Origin of the sequence: Methylotetracoccus oryzae (genome assembly GCF_006175985.1) — a bacterium.
Taxonomy (GTDB): Bacteria; Pseudomonadota; Gammaproteobacteria; order Methylococcales; family Methylococcaceae; genus Methylotetracoccus; species Methylotetracoccus oryzae.
In genome coordinates, this window is sequence record NZ_SRSH01000010.1 from 111,550 (window position 1) to 135,316 (window position 23,767).

Here is a 23,767-nt window from a genome sequence, read left to right on the forward strand (position 1 = left end):
CCAGCGCGGCGGATTGGCGGCGCAGGCGCGGTTCCTGCCATCGCAAGTTGGCGGTCTGTTTCGGTGTAACCATTCACCCCCCCTTTGCTGGGAAGTGGGAGCGGGCGGGGAGGTGTGAACCGTTACAGTTCCGGCAGGCACGGACATTTCACGGGGGCCTTCGTTGCGTTATTTAGCGGTCGATCGCCGGGCCGTCGCTGGTACGGAGCTTATCCGACATCTCTGTCGATCCGGGAGAACAGAATGCCTGAACCCATGCCGAATTTGTGCTCGCCGCACACTGCAGGCGTTGCCAAAGCCGTCTGCTCGGCCGACATCATGTACTGGTGCTCAGCGTAACCGAGGCCGCCGCGCAGCGCTGCAGCCCGACACCGAGCCTGGAAAAGACCGCCCGAGCGGGAGCAAAGGGGCTGCCGGCTGTCTAACGACCAGCGGAGGCAGCATCGGATCGATCTTGGTCGCCGGCGCTGGCCGGTAAGCCGGGAGCCCCTTGCGATGATGCGCGTAGCTGACCAGCGCGTCCCGATGTCGCCGCGGGGCGGCATCCGACACACCAGCGAATCGAGCGCGGCCGCCATCCCTGTGGCATGGCACCGGCGCGCTCGGGGAGGCGCCAGGCGGCAAAAATGTTGCCCGGTCGCACGCATTGGTATGGAATTTCGCAGGCCCTGGTCGAGAACGAGGATGTGCTGAGAATGTGGCGAAGCGCTACCGTTATCGCGGGACCGACGAATGAACCGGGGCCAGCCCTTCGATCATGCCGGGACATGCCTGTGGCCGATGAAGTTCGTGTCGCGATTGCATCGGACGACGATGTCCTGACAGCCCGTCAGCAGGCGCGGACGCTGGCCGTTGCTCTGGGCTTCTGGTCCGTCGAACAGACCTTCATCGCGATCGCCGTGTCGGAACTGGCGCTGAACATACTTCAGTATGCCGGCCGCGGCGACATCGTGCTTTCCGAGGGAGAGCAGCGGGGTGCTCGCGGCATCATCATCGAGGCGCGCGATGAAGGACCGGGAATCGCCGATACCACGTTGGCCCTGCGCGAAGGCTATTCGACGAGCGGTCGAGCCGGTCTGGGCTTGTCGGGCGCCAAGCGCCTGATGGATGAATTCGAGCTTCGGTCGGAACGCGGCAAGGGCACCACGGTGACGATGAAGAAATGGGTGAGGTGAAGCCGGATGTCACCTCGCGCGCTCCCGGAGGTTGACCCGCGCCCCGGCGTGGGCAGCCTTTCCCACCCGCCGGGATGACGGGGCCGCAGTGCCGCGAAGGTCAGCCGGATTTCAGCACCGGCACGGGGCCAATGCCACGCTCTGACTGAGGTAACTCGGGAGGCGAGCATGACTGACGACAGTCCGTGGGTTTCGACTGAACTGAGGCCCCGCTACCGAGCGGCCGTAGCAGACTACCTGTCGGGCGCGTCGGATGAAGCCCGGCTGCGGAGTTACGAGCTCGGCTGCCAGGCCGTCGTCGAGAAAGTGACGGCGCCGACCCTGGCGGCGGTGCATCAGCAAGTGGTGCATGAACTCTGCCGCGAGCCCGCCGCATCCCGGCTTTCAGACGAGACACCGCCCACGCTTGACCATTGCCTCCAACAGACCTCGATCCTGTTGGAGACCATTCTGTGCGGTTACGAAGAAGCGCTGAAGATTCGCAATGCCGCCTACGAAAGCGTCCTGGAGGACCACCGTGCGCTGTTGGAGGCGGATCGTGAAAAGGACCGTACGATTGCCGAGTTCCAGCGTGACAAGGTCGAAGTGCATCGGATGCGTGCCGAGTCGGAGCAGCAATCCGCACGACAGACCGCCGAACTCACTGCAGCGCGCGCACGACTGCAAGCAGAGATCACGGAGCGACAGCTGACCGAGGTGGCCTTGCGCGAGAGTGAGGCGAGATTCCGCATCCTCTTCGAACGGGCGGGCCTTGGTATCGCGCTGCTCGACAAGCTTGGGCGCATCCGGGAAAGCAATCCCGCCCTGCAGCAGATGCTGGGGTACGACAGCGACGAACTGCACGGCAAGACCGTGTTCGATCTGACGGCGCCGGACGACATGGAAATCACCCGCCGCTGGTTCCAGGAACTGGTGGAAGGGCAGCGCAGCGAATACCGACTGGAGAAGCGATTCATCCAGAAAGCGGGGACCGCGGTCTGGGTGCGCAAGACCGTATCGGGTGTCTACGCACCCGCCGGCGAACTGCAGTTCGCGATCGGCCTGATCGAAAACGTGACCGAGCGCAAACTGGCCGAAAGAAATCTGTCGGAGAGCGAAGCCCGCTTCCGGCAGGTGGCCGAGATGACCGGCGAGTGGATCTGGGAGCAGGACGCGGAAGGGCGTTACCTCTACTCCAGCGCCGCGGTGCAGTCCATTCTGGGCTATAGCGCCGGCGAGGTTCTCGGGAAGTTCTATTACGACCTGTTCACCGAGGCGGATCGCCACCGCGTCGCGCCGGCCTTGTCATCCCTGCTTGCCAGCAAAGAGACCTTCCATCGGATCGTCAACCGCTATCAGCACCAGCAGGGACACGAGGTATTCACGGAGTCGACCGGGGCGCCGATCCTCGATGCCGAAGGCAATCTGGTGAAGTGGCGGGGGGTGGATCGTGACGTCACCGAACGCAAGCGGTTCGAAGATGCGTTGCGGTTGCGCGATCGGGCCATGGAGGCATCGAGTGTCGGCATCATCATCACCGACCCCCACCAGCGCGGCAACCCCATCATCTACGCGAACCCTGCCTTCATCGCGATGACGGGTCACGCGCGGGATGAGGTGATGGGGCGGAATCCGGGGTTCCTGCAGGGACCGGACACCGATCCCCAGGCGATCGAGCAGATGCGTCAGGCGCTGCGCGACGGGAGCGACTGTCACCTGACGCTGAAGAACTATCGCAAGGACGGCAGCGAGTTCTGGAACGAGTTGTTGATCTCGCCGGTCCGGGACGATCAGGGCAGGCTGACGCATTTCATCGGGACGCAGACCGACGTCACTGCGCTGCGGAGGCTGGAGGAGGAACGTCACGAGATGGAAATCGCCAAGCAGATCCAGTTGTCGTTGCTGCCCACCGCGCCCTTGTCCGGAAACGGGGTTATAGCAGCGGGGATGTGCCTGCCGGCGACCCATGTCGGCGGCGACTATTTCGACTACTTCAGTTCCGGCACAGCGGTCGATGTCGTGATCGCCGACGTGTCCGGGCACTCCGTGGCCGCGGCGATGATCATGGCGGAAGCGCGCACGACGCTGAAGCTGGAAACCCACCGGATGATGCGCGATATGACCGGACCAGCGCGGAGTGCGGCTGCCATCCTGTCCCATCTGAACGAACTGCTGTTCGCCGATCTGAACCGTTCGGATCGCTTCATCACGATGTTCTACGCCCAGTACGACTCGGCCACGCGCGAGTTGACCTACGCCAATGCCGGGCATAACTGTCCGTTGCTGTTGCGGCAGGGGAGCCGTGTCTGCACCGAACTCGATGCCGAGGGACTGATACTGGGAGTCCAGGAAAACCCGAATTTCGAGGAGCGCCGGCTCCGCCTGCAGTCGGGCGATACCCTGCTGTTCTACACGGATGGCATCACCGAGGCGCAGAGCAAGGGGGGAGAATTCTTCGGCACCGACCGCCTGCGCGCCGTTTTTGCGGAACAGACGGAAGCCGCGCCCCAGGACATCATCGATGCGGTCATCGCCCGTCTCCAGTCCTTCTGTGAGAGCAGGGCTTTCTCGGACGACGTGTCGATGGTGGTGCTGAAGCTGACCTGAGTGGCCGGGGGCCGGCCGCGAAAACCGCGGGTATCGTGGGGAATCTATCGGCTCCCCACCGGGTCCAACGGGTGAATCACACAGCAGGTGCAACGTGAGCACATCAGACGAATTGCTCCGGGAGCCGATGCCTGTTCCGGTCGTCGAAGCCGGTGCGGAGCATGGCCAGCATGGGGAAATCGAGCCAGCGCCCCTGTTTCGGCGCCTGCATGTCGTGTGGGTGCTGGCGGGTTACAGCGCGGTCTATCTGGTGGTGCGCGCCTATGAAGGCCGCTATGGCTGGTCGGCCGGGCTGGACGCCTTCGCTCCCGAGTTCGAGACCTACTGGATGAACTTCATGTACATCAACCTAGTGCTCGAAGTCACAGTGGGCGCCTTGCTGTGCGGATGGCTGTGGCGGACCCGGGATCGCAACCTGGAGTTGTACTGGGCGCGGTTCATCGCGACCGAGACGCAGCTGGCGCGGCGCGGAGGCAGCGGCCTCAGGGCATTGCTGTGGAAAAGTCGTGATGCGGCCCTAGTGACCTTGGCGCCGCGCGAGGAACTGCGCCGCAACCTGACACATCTGCTGTGGCTGATGGCCTACGCCTGGGCCATCTACTGGGGGAACAGCTTTTTCACCGAACAGGACGGCACCTGGCACCAGACAGTCGTGCGCGACACGGACTTCACACCCAGCCATATCGTGGTGTTCTATTTGAGCTATCCGATCTACATCATCACCGGATTTGGCGCTTTCCTGTATGCGCGGACGCGCCTGCCCTATTTTGCCAAGGGCCTATCCGTGCCCTACCTGCTGGCGGTCATCGGGCCATTCACGATCCTGCCCAACGTGGGGCTGAATGAATGGGGCCACACCTTCTGGTTCATGGAGGAAGTCTTCGTAGCGCCACTGCACTACGGCTTCGTGGTGTTCGGCTGGTTCGCGCTCGCCATTTGCGGTGTACTGTCCCAGGTTTTTTCCAGCATCGCGTATCTGATCAAGGCCGATCTGTGCCCGGATCTCTGATCGTCGATTCCGTTGGCGAGCCGAGACCAGGGTCTACGCGGGCGATCGACCCCAGAAGCTTGAGTACAGTGGACGCCGGGCTCGGGGGAGTGCATGCTGTTGCAGGTCCGGTAGATTCAGGTTTGGCTCGGGCCAGTGGCCTGACCATTTAACAGCGGGGGCGGTCATGGGGATACCAGAGATCGAAGTCGACGTCGTCATCCCCGGCCAGACCCGCTATCTCGCGATGGTGGGGAATATCGGGGAACAGATCGCGAGCGCGATCGACCGCTACTCGGGCGACCGTGACCTGCTGGCTTACAGCTTGAATCTTGCTTTGACCGAAGCGGTGGTCAACGCCATCGAGCACGCCGACCCGAACGGACCCGAGCACAAGGTTCACGTCCACATTCGCCTGGCCGACGAGGATCTCAGGATGACCGTGTGCGACCAGGGTCATGGGTTCGATCTCGACACACTGCCGCCGCCAGATCTCGACGATATGCTCGAACGCGGGCGCGGCCTGTTCCTGATCCGGAACCTGATGGATTCGGTTGCCTCTTACCGAACCCCGGACGGCCACGTGTTGGAGATGACGAAGAGCCTGGGGTGACGCTCCAGGCGAAAGGACAGTGTTTCTCAGGACAGAGTTTCTAAGGTGTCGGTCAGCGCGGCGCCGCCTTCAATTGCGGCAGACATCGTGTGAGTGGGGCGGGGGGTTCCTCGGGCAGGACGGCAAGCACGGCGGCTGGCTCAGCAGCGAAGTCCTGCAGCGCGGCAACCCGCGGCTCGGGCAGGGCAATGCAGCCGGCAGTGCCGGTCGTTGGATTTTTCCAGACGTGAATGAAGATGCACGAGCCGGCGCGTGTCGCGGCGCTCGTGGGGTATTGCACGACGAGGCCACGGCGATAGAGCGGGCCGCTGCGCATCATCTCGACGCTCACGCCGGGCTCGATGCTCTGGTGCGCGGTGATCGTGTTGTAGGCAGCCGAGCGAGGGTCGTCGACGCAGACCGTGTCGGGTTGGAGATGCAGGTAGTCCGGCAGCGGAGACGGAGCGAACCCGAATGGCGGTCCGAACGCGAAGATACCTGCCGGCGTTCGCTGGTCGCCTTCGCGCTTCACCGGATCGCGGCGGCGCTTGAAGTGCCTGAACGCCTGGGCCCAGGCCGCGCCCTTGGCTCCCAGCATGACCGGCTCTGGTGGTTGGAGTGCGCGCCAGACGTCGTCAACGCTTTGCCGTTCGAATAGCCGCAAGGTTGCCGCGGGCGAGGACATCGTCGTGAAGGTGACCAGCGCGAGGCGCCGTGCGCCTTCCAGCAGGGCAGGGCAGGCCTCGGCCCGAACCGCGGGCGGCATCAATCCCGCACCGGAGGCAGCCAGCACCAGGAACAGGCGCTTCACACTGTAGCCCTGGCCCTCATTACAAGTCGTCCGCAATCACTTCCATCGCGATCAGCTGCTCCCGCAGCGCCATGTGGGCATGGAAGCCTTCGTCGGGGCTGTAGAGTGGGTCGCCGTAAAGCGCTGCGGTGGCCGCATCGTCGGACATGTACACCCGGCACAGTTGCAGATCGGCCGCAATCGCGGCGACGCAGGCTTCGAACTCCGAGAACGGTTCGGCGTCGTAGACGCCGTCTCCGAGCAGGTAATCCGCCCGATACAGTGTCGTGTCCCAGCCATGGGTCTCGCCCAGCGTGAAGAACGCGGCCTGTTCGCTGCGCGCAGCGGCTGACTCCGGTGCGTGTCCTGCTGCCGCGAGCAGTTGCCGCGGCGTCGCCGTCCCGAAGATAAGCTTCTCTCCGGTATGTCGGGCGTGGACCTTGCGTGCCAGGTCTTCCTTGTCGAAGGCAAACCAGGCGCGGGGATTCCCCTGATGCGGAAACTCGACCACGTAGATCATCTGTATATCCTGTAGCGCAATGACGCCACGCCCGAAGTGCAAGGGGCCTGGGTCGATTAAACCAACAAGTGCCCGGGTTCGGCCCGCGGGCATCTCGACCTGCTCCTCACATGGCTGTCTCGGCCGTCCGCGTGGACTGTGAAGCCGCTGCTGGCCCTTCACACGCTGAATCGAGCGGAGAAACTGCGTGCTGCCCATGCGCTCAGTTCGGTGCACGGCCATCCGAACCGCGTTGCACGCTTCCTGTCGGGATGATGCCGGAAAAACTCCCAGCAGGCCAACTGGCAGCGCGCCGCGTCCGCCCTGGGAGTTTGATACGGCGTCCGCCGCCTCACCGGGGGTTCCAATCGACGCGGAGTGCCGCCGTTCTCGTTCCGGCGGGATTCCACCGAGATCGCTGGAATGCTTCGACCCCCGTCGTTCCCGCGGGTTTCCCTCCCGTCATTCCCGAAATTCCTTGTCATCGCGAATGTGCGATCCTGACTGGCCCAATGCCCTGCCATTTCCGCGGGCTCCAGCCCCTTCACCCCCGCAGGTCTAACGCTTCATTCGGTTCTCTTCATTCCCGCGAAAGCGGGGAACTTACGCATTCGTGGTAACGCGAAAAGGAACCCGACTCCATTTTTCGGCGTGGTAGCGGCAGTTGAAACGCTCGCAAACCTCGCCGAGCAGCGCCAGCCAGTCTCGCCGGTCCGGATCGTCGCGAAAAAAACCGCTTCTTGCCGGTCCCCCCCTAAGTCCGATGATATAAGGTCACCAGCGACCTCGATGCGAAGGGGTCTTGCCATAATGCCCACGGTAGCTTCGAAATGCGTGATTGCAAGGCTTGACCCCAGACTCTCTGACCCCACACTCTCGATCCTGTCCTCCCCCAAACCCCGCCAGGCACATTGCTACACGGCGCTTCAGTCCGGCGCGCTCCCCGTCTCTCCTCCCGTCGGCGACCGTAGGTTCTTCATTGAACTTGCAAAAATTACTCACTCAATGCTACGTTCAACCTCACACCAGTCGCCACACTGGTGGACTCTATCCCCATGCCTTGCTATTCCGCTTAGACCGCCGTCTTCGCGGCGGTCGCCGGGCGCGCGGATTGCGGGCGTGGAACAAGGGGCCTCGGCCGATTCTGCAGGGATGGCGTGCCTCACATACTCGGAGAATGGGACATGCTGAACATCACCCGATGGGCCTGCGCTTTCCTGATGGCCGCGATCGCGGGCGCCGCACCGGCGCAAATGAACATCAACTGGGATGCGATGCCGGCAGGAGCTACGCCCGACACGATTACGCAGAAGATCAGCGTTCTCGACGAGCCCGGGGGCATCGCCGGGTTCTTCTCGTGGCACCACAACATTTATACCAGCCTGGGAGACAGCATCTACGCTGGTCCACAGTACCTGCCTGAGGACCCCAGCCAGAAGTATGTGCACTACTTCACCTTCTTCGCGCAGGACCCCGCCGCCTTCGACACACAGGGCGTGAAGGGCAAGGCCGGGGCCGGTTTCGCGAGCGGCATCGACACCGTCAACTGCGACGGCTACAAGCCGCCATGCTACATCGCATTTTTTAAGAGCAAGACCAACGCCTGGAAGCCCGGTGAGGAGTGGGAATACAAGGCGACGCTGACGCCGCTCGCCGGCCCCGGGCAGTTCGAGCTCGGCTTCTACCTGCGCAATCGCAGCACGCCGGCCGCGACGCGCACTCAGTACACCGGCGCCGAGATCCCCTGGAAGTTCGCCGGAAGCATTCCGCTGAAACTGGCGACTGCAGGGCCCTTGTTCCTGAGCTGGGGCTTCAACGTGAACGAGGACACGATTGCGCGAGGGTGCAATCCTCCGGGCACCGGCGCGATCGCCAGCGTCAGCCCTCCCGTGGCGACGCAGGGCGCGCAGTCCTGGTCACCGGAAAGCTTTACCCGCCTACGCGGCACGGGCTGCAGCACGGACGCAAAATCGTTCCGCTCGTTCCAGTTCTTCGGAGGCGCCGGCAACCGCGTCGTGACCATGGCGTGCGGTGATGGCGGGACGGCGATGGCGCTCGGCAACGACAATTTCAGCTGCTGGTACCTGGGAGAGCCGAACCAGTCCTGCGACCAGGTCTGCGGAGGTGCCGCCAACGTCGACGATGTGAACGTGGCTCGATCGGGACCCGCCCAGGACCTGACCGACGCTCAATGCCGCAGGGTGATGCAGGACCGCGGCATAACCGCGCCGATCCAGCGTTCCAGGGACACCCTCGGGTGCAGTCTGGATGGGGCAGGCACGCCCCGAAACGCGCGGAGCGGATGGTTGGCGAACGCCCACAAGCCGGGCGTCTCCCGACAATGCTCTTGCAGCCCGGCCGCAGCGATCCAGGCCGTGCGTCCCAAGAGCTGCAAGGATGTGCTGCTCCGGTATCCGCAGGCACTCGGCAACTCGGGACCCTACTCCGTCGCACCGACCGGCAAGGCGCCGGGTGCCCCGCTTACCGACGTCTACTGCGACATGGCGGACTACGTCGGCTCCGGCTACGGGATCGGCAACGGATGGACGCTCGTGGCGAACCAGGCGGGCGTCGGCAACTGGATCGCCGCCGACACGGACCTGGCGCCAGGGGCTTCCACCGGGGTCTATTCCGCCGCGTGGGCACACGAGAAGTCCTACTACATGCCGCACGCCGGCATCGCGGGCGGTCCGGACCGCCTGCTGCTGTTCCGCACGGGCGATATGACCCAATGGTGCTCCGCCAAGGCAAGCGCCCTGACGAGGGTGAACACCGACCTCAACGCGCGGAACGTGAAGATCCTGGGCGGCTATCCGCACAACATCCCAGAGACGACCAACAACCTGTATCGCAAGGGTGTCAATACCGAGGACCCGCAATTCGGTTGCGAGGGCACGCACGCGCAAAACGATAGCGGTATGTTCTGGGCGGAGAACGGCGTGAGCGGGCATACCGCGTTCAAGAACAGCCACGGCGGCGTCGGATTGTTCGTGCGCGACACCTGCGTCGACGCTGACGGCGATGGGTTCGGGTCCAATGGCGATTCGTTCTGCGCCAAGGGCAGCCAGGTGGACTGCAACGACGCGAATGCCGCGGTGTTTCCCGGGCAGGGCTGCTAGTGTAATCTCCCCGGCAAAGTCTTGTTCTGGAAAGACTTGGCGTTCATTAGAACGCCGATGATCGCTGGCTCTGCTCGCCGCACTGGACGTCCACAGCGGGACCGTCATCGGCGAGTGCCGCGCGCAGCAGCAGAACGACGAGTGTCGCAAATTCTTGAAGAAACTTGACCGATGGACCGATAAGACCCTGGCTGTCCACGTCATTGTCGACAACCATGCCCACCACAGGGAAGGTGGTTCAGGAAGAATCGGTTAGCTTACGTTTCCGCGCCATCGTCCCGTTTTTTTGGCCCCCTTGTGGAACAATTCAGGCGCGTCGGCCTGCCATCACCTGGATTTCCTCCTGAAACTTTCAGGATCCAAGCGCGCAGTCCTTGTTCGGATGCACGCGTATCGCAACAAGATCATAGGCCGCAAGCGATTGCGTGAACAGCGAGTAGGTCCGATTAGCGCAGCGTAATCGGACGAATGGATCGTTGCCTCGGATCCTGGCATTGGTAGGAATACCGTGTCGGCTGGGCCTGAGCGGATTCACTTGAACGTAATTCTCATCTCGTTCGAGGTCCGAGAGGTCGCGAGAAAAGGCGTTCAAAAAATTCCATTCCTTTATTCCTCGCTTCTTCTCAGGAAGCCGAAGATCAAAACGCTTTACCCGCTCGTGTGACACTCTTGGAAGCGCGAATTTCGATCAAGCTCCAGCGAGTTTTTCAATTGGCACTTCTTGGCAGTAGCGCCCATACGCGGTGCAAATGATCGAGCAAAACCACCCTGCGTCGATTTGAAAGGTGTAACGCCCGCGAATCCGACGCAGATGGGCTGCAAGAGATTCAGCGTAAAGAATCAGGTTCCACCTGGGATGAACGCGCGTCGGTAGTTGGGCATCGGTGGCTTCTTTGCGGAGACATTGCATCCTTCGTCCAAGGCATGCGTCCGATTACGCTTCGCTAATCGGACCTACGCAGGTTTACGGATTTGCCGCTGGGTCTACCGCGCGGCCCTGCCCGCATTCAGGCGCAACGGTGCGGCGGGCGCGGTTCAGTTGGGGAAGGGCTCGACGTGAGTCTGTCCCAGTCGGCCGAAGTAGGTCACGTGACGTCCGGCCAGCCAGACCATGTAGCCGACGCAGCCGGCGGCGCGCGACCGCGCCAGGAATTCGGGAAACATCACCTCACCCTGTTGTGCAGCCTTGATCGCCGCCTGGATGGCGGCGGTGTCGAAGGCCTCAGCAATCGGCGTGGCGGGCGGCGCTAGTGCAATGGAGTGAGCGTCGCCGTTCGGCAGATAGTAGGTGGTGGCGTTGCCCCGATAGTCGGCGTAGTAGCTCTCGACGCCGGCGTCGGTCAACGCCTTTACGACGTCGCCGAAGTGCGCCGTGCCGGCTTTGGAGGCGTGGGCGCAGTCTTCGATGATGGCTCGTGTCTGTTCGTTCATGGTGATCTCCTGTGGGTGGGGGAGGTCAGCGCACCGGCACTTTCCTCAGTCGGTGCAAGCGCACCATCTCTTCCAGCAGTTCCCGCAGCTCCGCTTGTTTGGCCTCCGGGAGATGGCCGAAGAATCTTGCGTCGTTGCGGTCTGCCAACTCGGCCAGCCGGGGCACGAGCTTGCGTCCGGCCCGGGTCAGCTTCACGTTGAGAACGCGGGCGTCCGACTCGCTGCCGCGTCGCATGACCAGCCCCTTCTGTTCGAGCCGGGCAATCACCTTGGAAACAGCGCCCTTCGTCATGCCCAGCGCCTCGGTCAGGCTGCGATGGTTGGTGTCGGCGGCATCGTAGAGCGTGCGGAGCGCGACCCACTCGGTGACCGACACGCCGCATTCCTCGACCGCCGCCTGAAACTCTTCCGAGACCCGGTTGGAGACGAAGCGCATCCAGAAGCCCAGGTGCGCTTCGAGCGGACTGACCTGTTTGATGGCTTGTTTCATTGGTTTCCCTGGAAACTTTGCGGCAGTGTAGTTTCCTAAGAAACTAAAAGTCAAGGCGCGGGAGTGGGGGTAGCTGATAGGGATGCGTCGTGCTCTTTCGGCCGGGGCACGAGGATCGAGGCGAGTGCGGCGGGGTGCGATACGATGTCGCGGAGGTCGTTGGCGTGTCCGCTGGCGACCGGGACTGACAGGGCAGCGGATCCGCGCCAACGGTCGTGGCGGAGGCGTTCCGGGTTAGCCCGAGGTGCGGGAATGGCGGCGAATGATTACGCGCCGCGTCGCCCTGACAGGCGCGACGCGGAGAACCCTCACGAGGTGGGGCTGATGTTCGTCGGCTGATGCCGGGGCGGCAACAGGGCGCGCACGTCCGGGGCGCATTTGCCGCATACCGTTCCCACCCGCAGGCAGCGCGAGACGTCCCGATGGGTGCACAGACCTTCGCGGACGGCTTCGCGGATCTGGGTTTCGGTGACGGCCTTGCAGATGCATACGTACATCGATCTCTCCGGGAGTGACGGTGACTCAATTACGACCAAGCACGAGGCGTGCCGCTGAAGCGCGGACTGGTCGGATACCAAATGGGAATGGCTCTCAGGCGCTTTCGGCACCGTCATGATTGCTGTCGCGTTTGTCACGTCGCATCGACGTGCCGGGCCGTTTTGTAGCAAATGCGACAAGCCGCCCCGGCTGGTACCTGACCGGTACGCCATCGGTGGATCGGGGTCCGACAACCAGAAGGTACTGCGGACGGTCTGCGGTCCACGGCCGCTGCTGCCCAGCCGACGAGGTCTCGCGCGGCGGGGATTCCCTGGTCCGCAGCCGTCGCACTGACGGGCGGCGGTGCATGGCTCGCGGCCAGCCGGTCAGCGGCCTCTGCCGGTACAAGCTTTGCAGCCGGCATCGTGGTGCAGTCCCGGCGTGCTTTCTTCCGTCACGGGTCACTCTCTCACGTGCTTTACGCCGTCCGCATGAATGCGTCCCGACGCAGCGATTCCGCGTCTCTCGTGAGGCCTCCGTGGCCGTTTTGTCGGAAAACAGACAAAGCTCGCCGCCGAATCGGCTGGTAGAAATAACTTAAAGTCAGTTGCTTATGCGATTTCCAATGATGGCGCAGGTATTGCTTTGTCCTGTAGCAAGAACGCGCAATCCACAGCAGCTGGCGATGAACGATCGATCCCAGTGGCGAGCGAACCTCGGAGAGCATTTGATGAAGTTACCGGTTTATCTCGATTACTCCGCAACGACTCCCGTCGATCCTCGCGTTGCCGAGAAGATGATTCCCTTCCTGACTGAGAACTTCGGGAACCCGGCAAGCCGGTCCCACAGTTTCGGCTGGACGGCGGAAAAGGCCGTCGAGGAAGCCCGCGAAGAAGTCGCACGGCTGGTCAACGCCGATCCTCGGGAGATCATCTGGACCTCCGGTGCGACGGAGTCGAACAACCTGGCCATCAAGGGCGCGGCGCACTTCTATGAGACCAAGGGTCGCCACCTGATCACGCTGAAGACCGAACACAAGGCGGTCCTCGACACGATGCGCGAACTCGAAGCCCAGGGCTTCGAGGTGACGTATCTGGACCCGAAGCCGGACGGCCTGCTCGACTTTCAAGCCTTCCGCGAAGCCTTCCGTGCCGATACCTCGCTGGTGTCGATCATGCACGTCAACAACGAGATCGGCGTTATTCAGGACATCGCCGCGATCGGCGCCCTGTGCCGCGAGCGCGGCGTCATTTTCCACGTGGATGCGGCCCAGTCGACCGGCAAGGTCGCCATCGACCTGGCGAAACTCCCGGTCGACCTGATGTCCTTCTCGGCCCACAAGACTTACGGCCCGAAAGGCATAGGCGCGCTGTATGTCCGCCGCAAGCCGCGCATCCGCCTGAAGGCGATGATGCACGGTGGTGGCCACGAGCGGGGCTTGCGCTCCGGCACGCTCGCCACGCACCAGATCGTCGGCATGGGCGAAGCGTTCCGGATCGCCCGCGAAGAGATGGCCGCGGAGTCCTCCCGTATCCGGGCTTTGCGCGACCGGCTGCTGGCCGGCATCGCGGACATCGAAGAGGTCTACATCAACGGCGACCTGGAGCAGCGCGTGCCGCACAACCTCAACGCGAGCTTCAATTATGTCGAGGGCGAGTCGCTGATGATGGCGATCAAGGATCTGGCCGTTTCCAGCGGCTCGGCCTGCACCTCGTCCAGTCTGGAGCCGTCGTATGTCCTCCGCGCCCTGGGGCGCAGCGACGAGCTGGCGCACAGTTCCATCCGCTTCAGCATCGGGCGCTACACCACGGAAGCCGATGTCGACTTCGCGATTTCACTGATTCACAAGGCTGTCGAGCGCCTCCGCGACATTTCCCCGCTGTGGGAAATGTACAAGGACGGCATCGATATCAGTTCGGTGCAATGGGCCGCTGCCGCTCACTAATCGGTCTTCTTCATCTGCAAAAACCTCAGGAGTCCCCGTCATGGCGTACAACGACAAGGTCATCGATCACTACGAAAACCCACGCAACGTCGGTTCCTTCGACAAGGAAGACGACGGTGTGGGCACCGGCGTCGTCGGCGCGCCCGCCTGCGGCGACGTCATGAAGCTGCAGATCAAGATCAACGACGAAGGCGTCATCGAGGATGCCAAGTTCAAGACCTACGGCTGCGGTTCGGCCATTGCGTCCAGTTCGCTGGTGACGGAGTGGGTCAAGGGCAAGACGGTGGAGCAGGCGCTCGCGATCAAGAACACCGAGATCGCCGAGGCGCTGGCGCTGCCGCCCGTGAAGATCCATTGCTCGGTGCTGGCCGAGGACGCGATCAAGGCCGCGGTATCCGACTACAAGGCCAAGAGCGGAACGGCCGAAGACGGTTACAAAGTCTGCCAGTCGGCAGCGTGAAGCACGGAGAACGATGAACATGGTCGCTACGAATGCAATGCAGGATCTGACCCCGGCGTCGCCGCCGTTGATCTTTACGAGTAACGCCGCCGGCAAGGTCAGCGAGCTGATTGCCGATGAGGGCAATCCCGACCTGAAGCTGCGCGTCTACGTCTCCGGCGGCGGCTGCTCCGGCATGCAATACGGGTTTTCCTTCGAAGAGGGCATCGCCGACGACGACACCACGGTCGAGACGGATGGCGTGACCCTGCTTGTCGATTCCGCCAGCCTGCAGTATCTGGCCGGTGCCGAGATCGATTACCAGGAAGGCCTCGAGGGTTCGCGCTTCGTGATCAAGAACCCGAACGCCTCGGCCTCCTGCAGTTGCGGCAGCTCGTTTTCGGTCGACGGCGGCGCATCCTGCGCCTCGACCCAGTGATCGCGAGGGGTGTGCGATGTCGATTCACTTGACGGAAAAAGCGGCGAAACAAATCCAGAAGCACCTGACCGCACGCGGTCACGGCCTGGGACTGCGGCTTGCGGTGAAGACGTCTGGCTGCTCGGGCCTGGCCTACGCGCTGGAGTTCGTCGACGAGTCAGCCCCCGAGGACCAGTGCTTCGAGAGCCACGGGGTCACGGTGCTGGTCGATCCCAAGAGCATGGCCTACCTGGACGGGACCGAGCTCGATTTCGTCCGCGAGGGAATGAACGAGGGCTTCAAGTTCAACAACCCCAACGTGACAGGACAGTGCGGTTGCGGTGAGAGCTTCAACGTCTAGATGAATCAGGTCATGAGTCCGGCCGGCGTCGGCAATCATTTCGAACTGTTGCAGATGCCGGTGTGCTTTCGACTGGACCTAGCCGAACTGGATCGTCATTACCTCGAAATGCAGACGCGGGTGCACCCCGACCGCTCGGCGAATCTGAGCGATGCGGAGCGACGCCTGCACCTGCAATGGGCGACGCTGACCAACGAAGCCTACCAGACCTTGAAGCAGCCGCTCGCCAGGGCCCGGTATCTGCTGAAGATCCGCGGTGTCGACACGCAGGAAGAGGACAACACGGCGATGCCGACCGAATTCCTGCTGGAGCAGATCGACTGGCGGGAGGAGTTGCAGACGGCCGCCGGCGATCGGGACGCCTGTGCGCTGGGCCGCCTCGTTACGCGCCTGAAGGTCGAGCGCAACACCTTGTTCGAGACCCTGGCGACGCTGCTCGATGACGATCACAAGCTGCCGGCGGCGGCCGCTCTGGTCCGCCAACTGGCTTTCCTGGACAAACTCGGCCGCGATCTCAACGACGCTCTGGCCGCACTGGAGGACTGATGCTGCTGCAAATCTCAGAGCCCGGGGCACCCTCGCCAAGTCAGCAGACGGTTCGGCGGCTGGCGATCGGCATCGACCTCGGCACGACGAATTCCCTGGTGGCGACCGTAGAAGACTCGGGCACAACCGTTCTGGCTGATGCCAAAGGCCGCAGCCTGCTGCCTTCGGTTGTCCGCTATCACAAGGACGGCGAGATCGAAGTGGGGCACGGGGCGAAGCTCTATCAGAGCGAGGACCCGGCCAATACCTTCGTTTCGGTCAAGCGTTACATGGGCCGCGGTTTGAGCGATGTGGCCGCGCGCGGGGAGGTTCCGTACCGCCTGGTCGACATGCCCGGCATGGTGCAGTTCGAGACCGTTGCGGGGCTGATCAGCCCGGTGCAGGTGTCCGCGGAAATCCTGAAGGCCCTGCGCGAGCGGGCCGAGCAGGCGCTGGGCGGCGAGATCGTCGGCGCGGTGATCACGGTTCCGGCCTATTTCGATGATGCCCAGCGGCAGGCCACGAAGGACGCGGCCGCGCTGGCGGGTCTGGAGGTGTTCCGGCTGTTGAACGAACCGACTGCCGCGGCGGTCGCCTACGGTCTGGATCAAGCGGCCGAGGGCACTTACGCGGTCTACGATCTGGGCGGCGGCACCTTCGACATCTCCATCCTGAAGCTCACGCGCGGCGTGTTCGAGGTGCTCGCGACCAACGGCGATCCGGCGCTGGGCGGCGACGACTTCGATCATGCCGTCTACGACTGGCTGTGCGAGCGCAACGGCTATACGGCGCTGTCGGCGATCGACACCCGGCGGCTGCTGAGCGCGGCCCGCGAGGCCAAGGAACTGCTGTCGAAGCTTGAGGAAGTCGATTTTCACACCGAGATGTCGGACGGTTCCATCGCCAATATTGCCATCGATCGGACGACATTTACCCGCCTGACCGAAGGTTTGGTCAAGCGCACCCTGAGCCCCGTGCGCAAGGCGCTGCGCGATGCCGATCTGACGGTCGAGGACGTCAAGGGCGTGGTGCTGGTCGGCGGCGCGACGCGCATGCCGATCATCCAGGCGGCCGTGGCCGAGTTGTTCGGGCAGACGCCGCTGACCGACCTCGACCCGGACAAGGTCGTGGCGCTGGGCGCGGCGATGCAGGCCAATCTGCTGGCCGGCAACAAGACAGGCGACGACTGGCTGCTGCTCGATGTGATTCCACTGTCGTTGGGCATCGAGACCCTGGGCGGGTTGTCCGAAAAGATCGTTCCGCGCAATGCGACCATCCCGGTGGCCCGGGCGCAGGAATTCACGACCTGGAAAGACGGCCAGACGGCCATGACGATTCATGTCGTGCAGGGCGAGCGCGAACTGGTCAGCGAGTGTCGCTCGCTGGCGCGCTTCGAACTGCACGGAATCCCGCCGATGGTGGCGGGCATGGCGCGGGTCCGAGTCACCTATCAGGTCGATGCCGACGGTTTGTTGAGCGTTTCGGCGGCCGAGCAGATCAGTGGCGTCGAGGCGCGGGTCGAGGTGAAGCCGTCTTACGGACTCAGCGACGGCGAAGTCGCCCGCATGATCGAGGATTCCTACGCCCATGCGAAGGACGACCTGGAAGCGCGGCGGCTGCACGAACAGCGTGCCGAAGCCGTGCGCCTGCTGGAAGCGACCGAAGCGGCCCTGGCCGAGGATGCCAATCTGCTCGATGCGGACGAACAGGCTAGCATTTTCGAAGGCCTGCGGACCTTGCGCGCGGCCACGGAAGGGACCGACTGGCTGGCCATCAAGGGGGCGGCCGATGCCCTCAACGAGCTGAGCACCGAATTCGCCGCGCGGCGGATGGACTTGAGTATCCGCACGGCGCTGACCGGTCAGCGCGTCGATGCCTTGAGCATCTGATCAGCAAAGCTGCCCGCAGTGACTTCTCCGGCCATTTCACACCGCTGATTCGTATGCCAACCATCACCCTTCTGCCCCATGCCGAGCTGTGCCCCGACGGGGACACGATCGAAGCCGAGACTGGCCTTTCGATCTGCGACGCGCTGCTGGAGGCAGGGATTGAGATCGAACATGCCTGCGAGTTTTCCTGCGCCTGCTCGACCTGCCATGTCGTCGTCCGTGAAGGCTTCGCCTCGCTGGAACCCTCGGAAGAACTGGAGGACGACATGCTGGATCGCGCTTGGGGCCTTGAAAGCAATTCGCGACTTTCGTGCCAGGCGATCGTCGGCACCACGGATCTGGTCATCGAGATTCCGCGTTACAGCCTGAACCTGGCCAAGGAAGCGCCGCACAAGTAGGGGAAGTCATGAGCGATAACGCCTGCATCATCATCAACGACACGACTCTGCGCGACGGCGAACAGACCGCCGGAGTCGCGTTCAACGCCGAGGAAAAGCTGGCCATCGCCCGCGCCCTGGCGCGAGCGGGCGTGCCGGAAATGGAAGTGGGCATACCGGTGATGGGCCCGGAGGAACGCGAGGTCATCGCCGCCATCGCGGACCTCGGTCTGCCCTCGCGGCTGATGGTCTGGGGACGCATGTGCGACGCGGACCTCGCGGCCGCCGGCCAGTGCGGCGTGGATCTGGTCAATCTGTCGATCCCGGTCTCCGATATCCATCTGCAACACAAGATCGGGCGCTCGCGCGCCTGGGTGCTATCGACGATTGCCCGCTTCGTGCGCAAGGCGCGCGATGCCGGACTGGAGGTCTCCGTCGGGTGCGAGGACGCGTCCCGCGCCGACATGGACTTTTTGCTGCAGGTCGCGGGTGTTGCCCAGGAGGCGGGTGCGCGACGCATGCGGTTCGCCGATACGCTCGGACTGCTGGAGCCGCTGTCGACCTTCGAGCGGATTCAGCGACTGGTGCGCGCGGTCGACCTGGAGATCGAGATGCATGCGCATGACGACTTCGGCCTGGCCACCGCGAACACGCTGATGGCCGTGCGCGCGGGCGCGACGCGCGTCAACACCACGGTCAACGGTCTGGGCGAACGCGCGGGCAACGCGGCCATCGAAGAGACGGTCATGGCGCTGCACGTGCTGTACGGGCGCAAGACCGGAATCGACGTGAAGCAGTTCCCGGCGATTTCGGATCTGGTGGCCCGCGCCTCCGGCCGCCCGGTGGCCGCCGACAAGAGCATCGTCGGCGAGGCCGTGTTCACGCACGAAGCCGGTATCCATGTCGATGGCTTGCTGAAGAACGTGCTGAATTATCAGGGCGTCGATCCCCACGCTCTGGGTCGCGAGCATCGTCTTGTACTGGGCAAGCATTCCGGGTCGCACGCGGTCGTCCGGCGCTACCAGGCGCTGGGCATCGAGCTCAGCGACGGCGATGCCACGCAGCTGCTGCAACGTATCCGGGTCTATGCCAACGAAACCAAGCAGACGCCCGGCGACAACGAACTCCGGCGCTTTTACCGCGACGCGGCCGGCGCTCAATCACCCACCGCGTACGGTCGCCGACGCGACCAGCGGCAATTCAACGGCCAGGAGCACAACGCATGAATCCTTTATTGCAGCGCATCCAGACGTTCTCGGCGGCCGAGGAGTTTCTCGATTTCTTCGGGGTCGACTACCAGCCGGACGTGGTGCATGTGAACCGCCTGCATATTCTGAAGCGCTTCAACCAATACCTGAACCGGTCCCCGATTCCGGACGACATGGACGAGGCGGCAGCCCGCGAGGCCTGCAAGGTGCTGCTGACCCGGGCCCACGACGATTTCGTGTCGTCAACCGCCGCGCAGGAGAAGGTCTTCAAGGTCTTCCAGGAGCAGGACGGCAAGAGCGTGTCGCTGGACAGCATGCGCGTCAGCCTGGCGACGCGTTCGCAGAAGGCCTGAGACAGGCCGCGACCAGCTAGCTGGCAACCCCAAATTCCCAACAGAGCGACCTCGGAGTCATCGATGCCCAAACCGAACAAGCATGTCTTCGTCTGCACTCAGAGCCGGCCGCCGGGCCACCCGCGGGGGTCGTGCGGCCAGTTGGGCTGCACCGCCGTGTTTCAGGCGTTCATGCAGCAGTTCGAGCAGGGCCGCATGTATGGCGAGTTCGCGCTGACCGCCGCCGGCTGTCTGGGCGCCTGCGATTCGGGGCCGACGGTACTGGTGTATCCCGATGGCGTCATGTACGCGGCGGTCAAGCCGGAAGACGTGGGCACGATTGTCGAACAGCACCTCAAGGGCGGCGAGCCGGTCGAGAGTCTGCTGGCGCCCGCGGCCGTCTGGGGCTGAACGCTGCACGGCCAGGCACCGGAGATCCCGATGCGCGCGCTATACGCCGGAACCGTCTCGCCGAAGATCAGCGGCCTGCTCGACGAAGCGATGACCGCCTACGCGGACACGACGCGTGCCGAGGCCTTGCTGAAACAGGCGCAGCGCGAGGCGCCGGAGGCGTTGCCGGTGTATTTCTCTTTGTACAAGTTCTACTTCTACAAGGGGCGGTTGGCCGACGCCGAAGCCTCGGCGCGGCTGGCTCTGGCCACCGCGGCGCGCCAAGGGGGGTTCTCCGGTGATTTTCGCGAGCTGTCGGCGGATACCGTCGATTGGTCTCGGCACGACGGACCGCAGCACTTCTACCTGTTTTCGCTGAAGGCGCTGGCGTTCATACGCCTGCGGCGGGGCGACAAGCCGGGCTGCGACCGGATTCTGGAGAAGCTGGCCGAGCTTGATCACGGCGACAGCGTTGGCGCTTCGGTTATCGGCTCCATCGCCGCCGCGATCTGAGCACCCGATTTGGAGCCGAGGTGCGGTCGGGCCTGTAGCGCGACAGCGGCCCCGGACGATGAATTTCTGACAAAACAACAAATAGGAGTCACATCACTATGGCAACCGTCACGATACTGCCGTCGGGCAAGACGATCGAAGCCGAGGTCGGCAAGACCTTGCTGGAAACCGTTATTGCCGCTGGCGAAAAACTGAAACACGAATGCGACGGCAATTCCGAATGCGGGAGCTGTCACCTGTTCGTGCAAGCGGGTCGCAAGAGTGTGTCGCGGATCCAGCCGATCGAGAACCAGAAACTCGACACCATGGTCGGCATCGGTTCGAAGTCCCGACTGGCCTGCCAGGCGCGGATCATCGGCGACGAAGACATCACGATCGAACTGCTCGGCTTCGCGTCGGGATTCTGAATTCGAGCACGAGTGCCGCGGCGCTTTTCTTCAACCCCTTAGCGGACGGACCGATGACTATTGAAGAGACCATAAGAGAGCAGATCGCCCAGCACCCGGTGCTGCTGTACATGAAGGGCGTGCCGGACATGCCCCAGTGCGGTTTCTCGGCGAAAGCCGTCGGTTGCCTGCAGGCGGCCGGTGTGCCGTTCGCGTACGTCAACATCCTGGCGGCGCCGATGATCCGCGAGAAGCTGCCCAGCATTTCGATGTGGCCGACTTTCCCGCAACTGTTCGTCGCCGGAGAACTGGTCGGCGGCAGCGACATCGTCGACGAGCTGGCCCAGAAGGGTGAGCTGAAGCCGATGCTGGAGCAGGCCGTCGCCAGCCAGCCCGCGGCCGGCTAGCCGGATGGAGATCGCCGAAGTCCAGGACCTGATTAAGGCGGCGCTGCCCGATAGCGAAGTCATCGTCTCCGGCGAGGGCTGCAGCTTCACGCTGGTCGTGGTCAGTGAGTCCTTCGCCGGACTGAATACTGTCAAGCGGCAGCAACGGGTGCTGGCCGCCGTCAGCGAACCGTTGTCGACCGGAGCGCTCCACGCCGTCAGCATGAAGGTGTACACGCCGGACGAGTGGCGCGCAGCGCAAGCCGTTGCCGGCTAGCCAGCAATAAGGCCCGGTAGCACGCTGTGTGATTCGAAAGATCCGCGATCCATGAGGAAATCCGATGCCACTGTACGATTTTCATTGCACCGACTGCGATCGGACCTTCGAACTGCTGGTGCGCTTGTCCGATACGCCGACCTGTCCCGAGTGCCAGGGGACACACCTGGAGAAACAGGTGTCGCGCCCGGCCGCGCCGGGTCAGACGGCCGGAATCCTGGCCAAGGCACGGAGCCAGGCCGCGCGGGAAGGGCATTTCAGCAATTACAAACGCAGCGAACGGCCGCGCACCCGCTAGCGGCCCGGACCAGCTACGGGTTGGTCAGCTTTCACGCTCCGAGACTTCGACGCCCATGAAACTGCGAATCGACCGCTGTCATCTGGAGGCCATGGTGGGTGCGTTCCCCGGCCTGGCACCGCTGAAGGATCAGCTGCGCTTCGGCAACACCGTCGAGGTTCCCTTCGCCCGCCTCGCGAGCGCGGAGGTCGCGTTTCTGCAGAATCTGTACGCGTCGGCCGGTCCGGACTGGCAGTCGCATGCGGTCCAGCTGGCGACGCTGCAGCAGGCACTGAACGATGACGGGGTTCGCTTCGAAGGAAACGACCTCGAGATGGTCGTGCCGGCGATGGCGCGCTACCTGGCCGTGGGTGCCATTCGCGGCTGGCTGTTCAGCGCTCAGGTCACCGGGCGTCCGCTCCCGTATGTGATCACCCGGCTGGACTACACGCCGACCTCGACCGATGAGGCCGGCAAGGTCTTCATGGAACTGAAGGCCAACGCAAAAGGCGGATTGGCGACCGGTACCATTCGGATCACCGCCAGTGACATCGCCGGAAAGACGATCAGCGAAATTTTCGCGGCCAAAGGCTTTCTGAAGGAGACCCCGGACCTGATCGCCGCCTACGACCAGACGGCCGAGCGCTATTTCGACTGGCGCGCGCGCTATGGCGTGCAGTTTTCCGGGCAGGGGATCGGTTTCTATGCCGAAGACCCCTCGGCCACGCACCGCGGTACAGACTGGACGCGCAAGGATTGCGTCGTACTGTGTTCCGGTGACGGCATGGCGCGGCTGGTCAACGACGAAGGCATTCTGACCTCTCGCGTGTTGACGCTGGACGCGCCGGGCGACATTCTCGGCCCTTATCTGCGCAAGGCCGCGAAGAGCAATCGCTACGAAGCCGAGGACGAAGTCCAGGCACTGCAGGAGAGTATGCCGGCGGACCTGTTCACGCATCTGCCGGTGCATGCCTACATTCTGATGTTTCATCTGGAACTGCACCATTACGTCTGGGTGCATGTCGACGACCTCGTGCCGTACCGTTATCAGCCGGAACTGAAGCACAAGCTGGTGCTGCCCGAAGAACAGACCGAGCTCATCGACATACTGACGGCGGAGATGGATGTGCTGGCCGAGGACATCATTGCCGGCAAGTCCGGCGGCACGACGGTGCTATGCGCCGGTCCGGCGGGCGTCGGCAAGACGCTGACGGCCGAGGTCTATTCGGAAATCATCCAGCGACCGCTGTACCGTGTGCATTCCGGACAACTCGGGCTCAACGTCGGCGCGATGGAAACGGCGCTGAAGGATGTCCTGACCCGGGCCCAGCGGTGGGGCGCCGTGATGCTGATCGACGAGGCCGACGTGTACATTCGGCGCCGGGACGACAACATCGCGACCAACGCGGTGGTCGGGGTCTTTCTTCGAGTGCTGGAATACTTCAACGGGCTGCTGTTCATGACCACCAACCGGGTGGACGACATCGACGAGGCGATCGTGTCCCGCTGCATCGCAATGATCAAGTTCTATCCGCCGGATGCCGATGCGCGGCGGAAGATCTGGACCGTGATGACCGCACAGTTTCAGTTGCCGGTCGACCCCGCCCTGATCGACGAACTGACCGAGTTGTTTCCGGCGGCGACCGGGCGCGACATCAAGGGGCTGGCCAAGCTCGTTGCGAAGTTCTGTGCCCACAAGGCCGTGCCGCCCTCGGCCGAGGTGTTCAAACGCTGCGCCGTGTTTCGCGGTCTCGACATCGGGAGGCCGAGTGCCCATTGAGTGGCAGGGCCAAGCCTTGCGGCGATCGGCCGTCAGCCGCCAGGGACTCGGATACCAGCGTTCGCGGGCATGAGGTGCCTGCGTATCGCGGTAATGTTCGGGCCGCAGACCGGGCGC

Annotated in this window: 27 protein-coding genes; 21 read left to right on the plus strand and 6 right to left on the minus strand. The window is 63.5% G+C overall.

The window, feature by feature from the left end; translation table 11 throughout:
- The first annotated feature begins 767 nt into the window (after positions 1 to 767).
- The 4 genes from BWR02_RS11740 (at position 768) to BWR02_RS11755 (ending at position 5,362) form a co-directional block, all read left to right on the plus strand.
- Positions 768 to 1,175, plus strand: a complete 408-nt coding sequence (locus BWR02_RS11740; protein ID WP_139557954.1) for an anti-sigma regulatory factor — start codon at positions 768 to 770, stop codon at positions 1,173 to 1,175.
- A 168-nt stretch (positions 1,176 to 1,343) separates the two neighbouring features.
- A complete protein-coding gene (locus BWR02_RS11745) occupies positions 1,344 to 3,761 on the plus strand; it encodes a SpoIIE family protein phosphatase (protein ID WP_139557955.1) in 2,418 nt (805 codons plus the stop codon).
- A gap of 94 nt (positions 3,762 to 3,855) precedes the next feature.
- Positions 3,856 to 4,770 (plus strand): methane monooxygenase/ammonia monooxygenase subunit C, encoded by a 915-nt coding sequence (locus BWR02_RS11750; RefSeq protein ID WP_236102180.1) that lies wholly within the window; start codon positions 3,856 to 3,858, stop codon positions 4,768 to 4,770.
- A gap of 166 nt (positions 4,771 to 4,936) precedes the next feature.
- Complete coding sequence (locus tag BWR02_RS11755; RefSeq protein ID WP_139557956.1) at positions 4,937 to 5,362, plus strand: ATP-binding protein; 426 nt, start codon at positions 4,937 to 4,939, stop codon at positions 5,360 to 5,362.
- A gap of 52 nt (positions 5,363 to 5,414) precedes the next feature.
- On the opposite strand, the gene BWR02_RS11760 is transcribed toward BWR02_RS11755, so the two are convergent.
- On the minus strand, positions 5,415 to 6,152 hold the full coding sequence (locus tag BWR02_RS11760) for a L,D-transpeptidase family protein (RefSeq protein ID WP_139557957.1): 738 nt from the start codon (positions 6,150 to 6,152) through the stop codon (positions 5,415 to 5,417).
- Positions 6,153 to 6,171: 19 nt separating this feature from the next.
- Positions 6,172 to 6,651, minus strand: coding sequence for a hypothetical protein (locus tag BWR02_RS11765; protein ID WP_139557958.1), 480 nt, complete (start codon positions 6,649 to 6,651; stop codon positions 6,172 to 6,174).
- Between the two features lie 1,163 nt (positions 6,652 to 7,814).
- Here BWR02_RS11765 and BWR02_RS11770 point away from each other — a divergent pair.
- Complete coding sequence (locus tag BWR02_RS11770) at positions 7,815 to 9,749, plus strand: hypothetical protein (protein WP_139557959.1); 1,935 nt, start codon at positions 7,815 to 7,817, stop codon at positions 9,747 to 9,749.
- Between the two features lie 46 nt (positions 9,750 to 9,795).
- On the opposite strand, the gene BWR02_RS20880 is transcribed toward BWR02_RS11770, so the two are convergent.
- The 4 genes from BWR02_RS20880 to BWR02_RS11785 form a co-directional block, all read right to left on the minus strand.
- Positions 9,796 to 9,966, minus strand: a complete 171-nt coding sequence (locus BWR02_RS20880) for a hypothetical protein (RefSeq protein WP_162560115.1) — start codon at positions 9,964 to 9,966, stop codon at positions 9,796 to 9,798.
- Positions 9,967 to 10,784: 818 nt separating this feature from the next.
- Complete coding sequence (locus BWR02_RS11775; RefSeq protein WP_139557960.1) at positions 10,785 to 11,180, minus strand: DUF1398 family protein; 396 nt, start codon at positions 11,178 to 11,180, stop codon at positions 10,785 to 10,787.
- A gap of 25 nt (positions 11,181 to 11,205) precedes the next feature.
- Complete coding sequence (locus tag BWR02_RS11780; RefSeq protein ID WP_129884847.1) at positions 11,206 to 11,670, minus strand: MarR family winged helix-turn-helix transcriptional regulator; 465 nt, start codon at positions 11,668 to 11,670, stop codon at positions 11,206 to 11,208.
- Between the two features lie 308 nt (positions 11,671 to 11,978).
- Positions 11,979 to 12,167, minus strand: coding sequence for a (2Fe-2S)-binding protein (locus BWR02_RS11785; protein WP_129884848.1), 189 nt, complete (start codon positions 12,165 to 12,167; stop codon positions 11,979 to 11,981).
- Between the two features lie 710 nt (positions 12,168 to 12,877).
- On the opposite strand from BWR02_RS11785, the gene BWR02_RS11790 reads away from it, so the two are divergent.
- The 16 genes from BWR02_RS11790 to BWR02_RS11865 all read left to right on the plus strand — a co-directional run bounded on the left by BWR02_RS11790 (position 12,878) and on the right by BWR02_RS11865 (position 23,650).
- Positions 12,878 to 14,092, plus strand: coding sequence for an IscS subfamily cysteine desulfurase (locus tag BWR02_RS11790; RefSeq protein WP_139557961.1), 1,215 nt, complete (start codon positions 12,878 to 12,880; stop codon positions 14,090 to 14,092).
- Positions 14,093 to 14,132: 40 nt separating this feature from the next.
- On the plus strand, positions 14,133 to 14,552 hold the full coding sequence (gene iscU, locus BWR02_RS11795) for a Fe-S cluster assembly scaffold IscU (protein WP_129884849.1): 420 nt from the start codon (positions 14,133 to 14,135) through the stop codon (positions 14,550 to 14,552).
- Between the two features lie 19 nt (positions 14,553 to 14,571).
- Positions 14,572 to 14,970 carry an iron-sulfur cluster insertion protein ErpA gene (gene erpA, locus BWR02_RS11800; protein WP_201276242.1) on the plus strand — a complete coding sequence of 133 codons (399 nt, stop codon included), beginning with the start codon at positions 14,572 to 14,574 and terminating at the stop codon, positions 14,968 to 14,970.
- Between the two features lie 16 nt (positions 14,971 to 14,986).
- Positions 14,987 to 15,310: an iron-sulfur cluster assembly protein IscA gene (gene iscA / locus BWR02_RS11805; protein WP_129884850.1), complete on the plus strand. Its 324-nt coding sequence runs from the start codon at positions 14,987 to 14,989 to the stop codon at positions 15,308 to 15,310.
- Between the two features lie 12 nt (positions 15,311 to 15,322).
- Positions 15,323 to 15,856 (plus strand): Fe-S protein assembly co-chaperone HscB, encoded by a 534-nt coding sequence (hscB, locus tag BWR02_RS11810; protein ID WP_139557963.1) that lies wholly within the window; start codon positions 15,323 to 15,325, stop codon positions 15,854 to 15,856.
- Positions 15,856 to 17,724, plus strand: coding sequence for a Fe-S protein assembly chaperone HscA (hscA, locus tag BWR02_RS11815; protein WP_139557964.1), 1,869 nt, complete (start codon positions 15,856 to 15,858; stop codon positions 17,722 to 17,724). The genes hscB and hscA overlap by 1 nt, the downstream gene beginning before the upstream one ends.
- A gap of 53 nt (positions 17,725 to 17,777) precedes the next feature.
- Positions 17,778 to 18,122: an ISC system 2Fe-2S type ferredoxin gene (gene fdx / locus BWR02_RS11820; RefSeq protein ID WP_139557965.1), complete on the plus strand. Its 345-nt coding sequence runs from the start codon at positions 17,778 to 17,780 to the stop codon at positions 18,120 to 18,122.
- Between the two features lie 8 nt (positions 18,123 to 18,130).
- Positions 18,131 to 19,327: a homocitrate synthase gene (gene nifV, locus BWR02_RS11825; RefSeq protein ID WP_139557966.1), complete on the plus strand. Its 1,197-nt coding sequence runs from the start codon at positions 18,131 to 18,133 to the stop codon at positions 19,325 to 19,327.
- Positions 19,324 to 19,662, plus strand: coding sequence for a nitrogenase-stabilizing/protective protein NifW (gene nifW / locus BWR02_RS11830; RefSeq protein ID WP_139557967.1), 339 nt, complete (start codon positions 19,324 to 19,326; stop codon positions 19,660 to 19,662). Before nifV ends, nifW begins: the two co-directional genes overlap by 4 nt.
- Positions 19,663 to 19,725: 63 nt before the next feature.
- Positions 19,726 to 20,052, plus strand: a complete 327-nt coding sequence (locus tag BWR02_RS11835; protein WP_129884856.1) for a (2Fe-2S) ferredoxin domain-containing protein — start codon at positions 19,726 to 19,728, stop codon at positions 20,050 to 20,052.
- A gap of 30 nt (positions 20,053 to 20,082) precedes the next feature.
- On the plus strand, positions 20,083 to 20,544 hold the full coding sequence (locus tag BWR02_RS11840; RefSeq protein WP_139557968.1) for a hypothetical protein: 462 nt from the start codon (positions 20,083 to 20,085) through the stop codon (positions 20,542 to 20,544).
- Positions 20,545 to 20,642: 98 nt separating this feature from the next.
- Complete coding sequence (locus BWR02_RS11845) at positions 20,643 to 20,951, plus strand: 2Fe-2S iron-sulfur cluster-binding protein (RefSeq protein WP_129884858.1); 309 nt, start codon at positions 20,643 to 20,645, stop codon at positions 20,949 to 20,951.
- A 53-nt stretch (positions 20,952 to 21,004) separates the two neighbouring features.
- Positions 21,005 to 21,337 (plus strand): Grx4 family monothiol glutaredoxin, encoded by a 333-nt coding sequence (gene grxD / locus BWR02_RS11850; RefSeq protein WP_129884859.1) that lies wholly within the window; start codon positions 21,005 to 21,007, stop codon positions 21,335 to 21,337.
- A gap of 4 nt (positions 21,338 to 21,341) precedes the next feature.
- The gene (locus BWR02_RS11855; protein WP_139557969.1) at positions 21,342 to 21,593 is read left to right on the plus strand and encodes a BolA family protein; all 252 of its coding nucleotides are present in this window, start codon (positions 21,342 to 21,344) and stop codon (positions 21,591 to 21,593) included.
- Between the two features lie 64 nt (positions 21,594 to 21,657).
- Positions 21,658 to 21,891, plus strand: a complete 234-nt coding sequence (locus BWR02_RS11860; protein ID WP_139557970.1) for an FmdB family zinc ribbon protein — start codon at positions 21,658 to 21,660, stop codon at positions 21,889 to 21,891.
- Between the two features lie 55 nt (positions 21,892 to 21,946).
- Positions 21,947 to 23,650: an AAA family ATPase gene (locus BWR02_RS11865; protein ID WP_139557971.1), complete on the plus strand. Its 1,704-nt coding sequence runs from the start codon at positions 21,947 to 21,949 to the stop codon at positions 23,648 to 23,650.
- Positions 23,651 to 23,767: the final 117 nt, after the last annotated feature.

Bases quoted from the DNA above. Each gene is read 5' to 3' on its own strand.
- BWR02_RS11740 (WP_139557954.1), top strand. From the start codon at position 768: ATGCCTGTGGCCGATGAAGTTCGTGTCGCGATTGCATCGGACGACGAT.
- BWR02_RS11745 (WP_139557955.1), top strand. From the start codon at position 1,344: ATGACTGACGACAGTCCGTGGGTTTCGACTGAACTGAGGCCCCGCTAC.
- BWR02_RS11755 (WP_139557956.1), top strand. From the start codon at position 4,937: ATGGGGATACCAGAGATCGAAGTCGACGTCGTCATCCCCGGCCAGACC.
- BWR02_RS11765 (WP_139557958.1), bottom strand. From the start codon at position 6,651: ATGATCTACGTGGTCGAGTTTCCGCATCAGGGGAATCCCCGCGCCTGG.
- BWR02_RS11770 (WP_139557959.1), top strand. From the start codon at position 7,815: ATGCTGAACATCACCCGATGGGCCTGCGCTTTCCTGATGGCCGCGATC.
- BWR02_RS20880 (WP_162560115.1), bottom strand. From the start codon at position 9,966: ATGGTTGTCGACAATGACGTGGACAGCCAGGGTCTTATCGGTCCATCG.
- BWR02_RS11775 (WP_139557960.1), bottom strand. From the start codon at position 11,180: ATGAACGAACAGACACGAGCCATCATCGAAGACTGCGCCCACGCCTCC.
- BWR02_RS11780 (WP_129884847.1), bottom strand. From the start codon at position 11,670: ATGAAACAAGCCATCAAACAGGTCAGTCCGCTCGAAGCGCACCTGGGC.
- BWR02_RS11785 (WP_129884848.1), bottom strand. From the start codon at position 12,167: ATGTACGTATGCATCTGCAAGGCCGTCACCGAAACCCAGATCCGCGAA.
- BWR02_RS11790 (WP_139557961.1), top strand. From the start codon at position 12,878: ATGAAGTTACCGGTTTATCTCGATTACTCCGCAACGACTCCCGTCGAT.
- iscU (WP_129884849.1), top strand. From the start codon at position 14,133: ATGGCGTACAACGACAAGGTCATCGATCACTACGAAAACCCACGCAAC.
- erpA (WP_201276242.1), top strand. From the start codon at position 14,572: ATGGTCGCTACGAATGCAATGCAGGATCTGACCCCGGCGTCGCCGCCG.
- iscA (WP_129884850.1), top strand. From the start codon at position 14,987: ATGTCGATTCACTTGACGGAAAAAGCGGCGAAACAAATCCAGAAGCAC.
- hscB (WP_139557963.1), top strand. From the start codon at position 15,323: ATGAGTCCGGCCGGCGTCGGCAATCATTTCGAACTGTTGCAGATGCCG.
- hscA (WP_139557964.1), top strand. From the start codon at position 15,856: ATGCTGCTGCAAATCTCAGAGCCCGGGGCACCCTCGCCAAGTCAGCAG.
- fdx (WP_139557965.1), top strand. From the start codon at position 17,778: ATGCCAACCATCACCCTTCTGCCCCATGCCGAGCTGTGCCCCGACGGG.
- nifV (WP_139557966.1), top strand. From the start codon at position 18,131: ATGAGCGATAACGCCTGCATCATCATCAACGACACGACTCTGCGCGAC.
- nifW (WP_139557967.1), top strand. From the start codon at position 19,324: ATGAATCCTTTATTGCAGCGCATCCAGACGTTCTCGGCGGCCGAGGAG.
- BWR02_RS11835 (WP_129884856.1), top strand. From the start codon at position 19,726: ATGCCCAAACCGAACAAGCATGTCTTCGTCTGCACTCAGAGCCGGCCG.
- BWR02_RS11840 (WP_139557968.1), top strand. From the start codon at position 20,083: ATGCGCGCGCTATACGCCGGAACCGTCTCGCCGAAGATCAGCGGCCTG.
- BWR02_RS11845 (WP_129884858.1), top strand. From the start codon at position 20,643: ATGGCAACCGTCACGATACTGCCGTCGGGCAAGACGATCGAAGCCGAG.
- grxD (WP_129884859.1), top strand. From the start codon at position 21,005: ATGACTATTGAAGAGACCATAAGAGAGCAGATCGCCCAGCACCCGGTG.
- BWR02_RS11855 (WP_139557969.1), top strand. From the start codon at position 21,342: ATGGAGATCGCCGAAGTCCAGGACCTGATTAAGGCGGCGCTGCCCGAT.
- BWR02_RS11860 (WP_139557970.1), top strand. From the start codon at position 21,658: ATGCCACTGTACGATTTTCATTGCACCGACTGCGATCGGACCTTCGAA.
- BWR02_RS11865 (WP_139557971.1), top strand. From the start codon at position 21,947: ATGAAACTGCGAATCGACCGCTGTCATCTGGAGGCCATGGTGGGTGCG.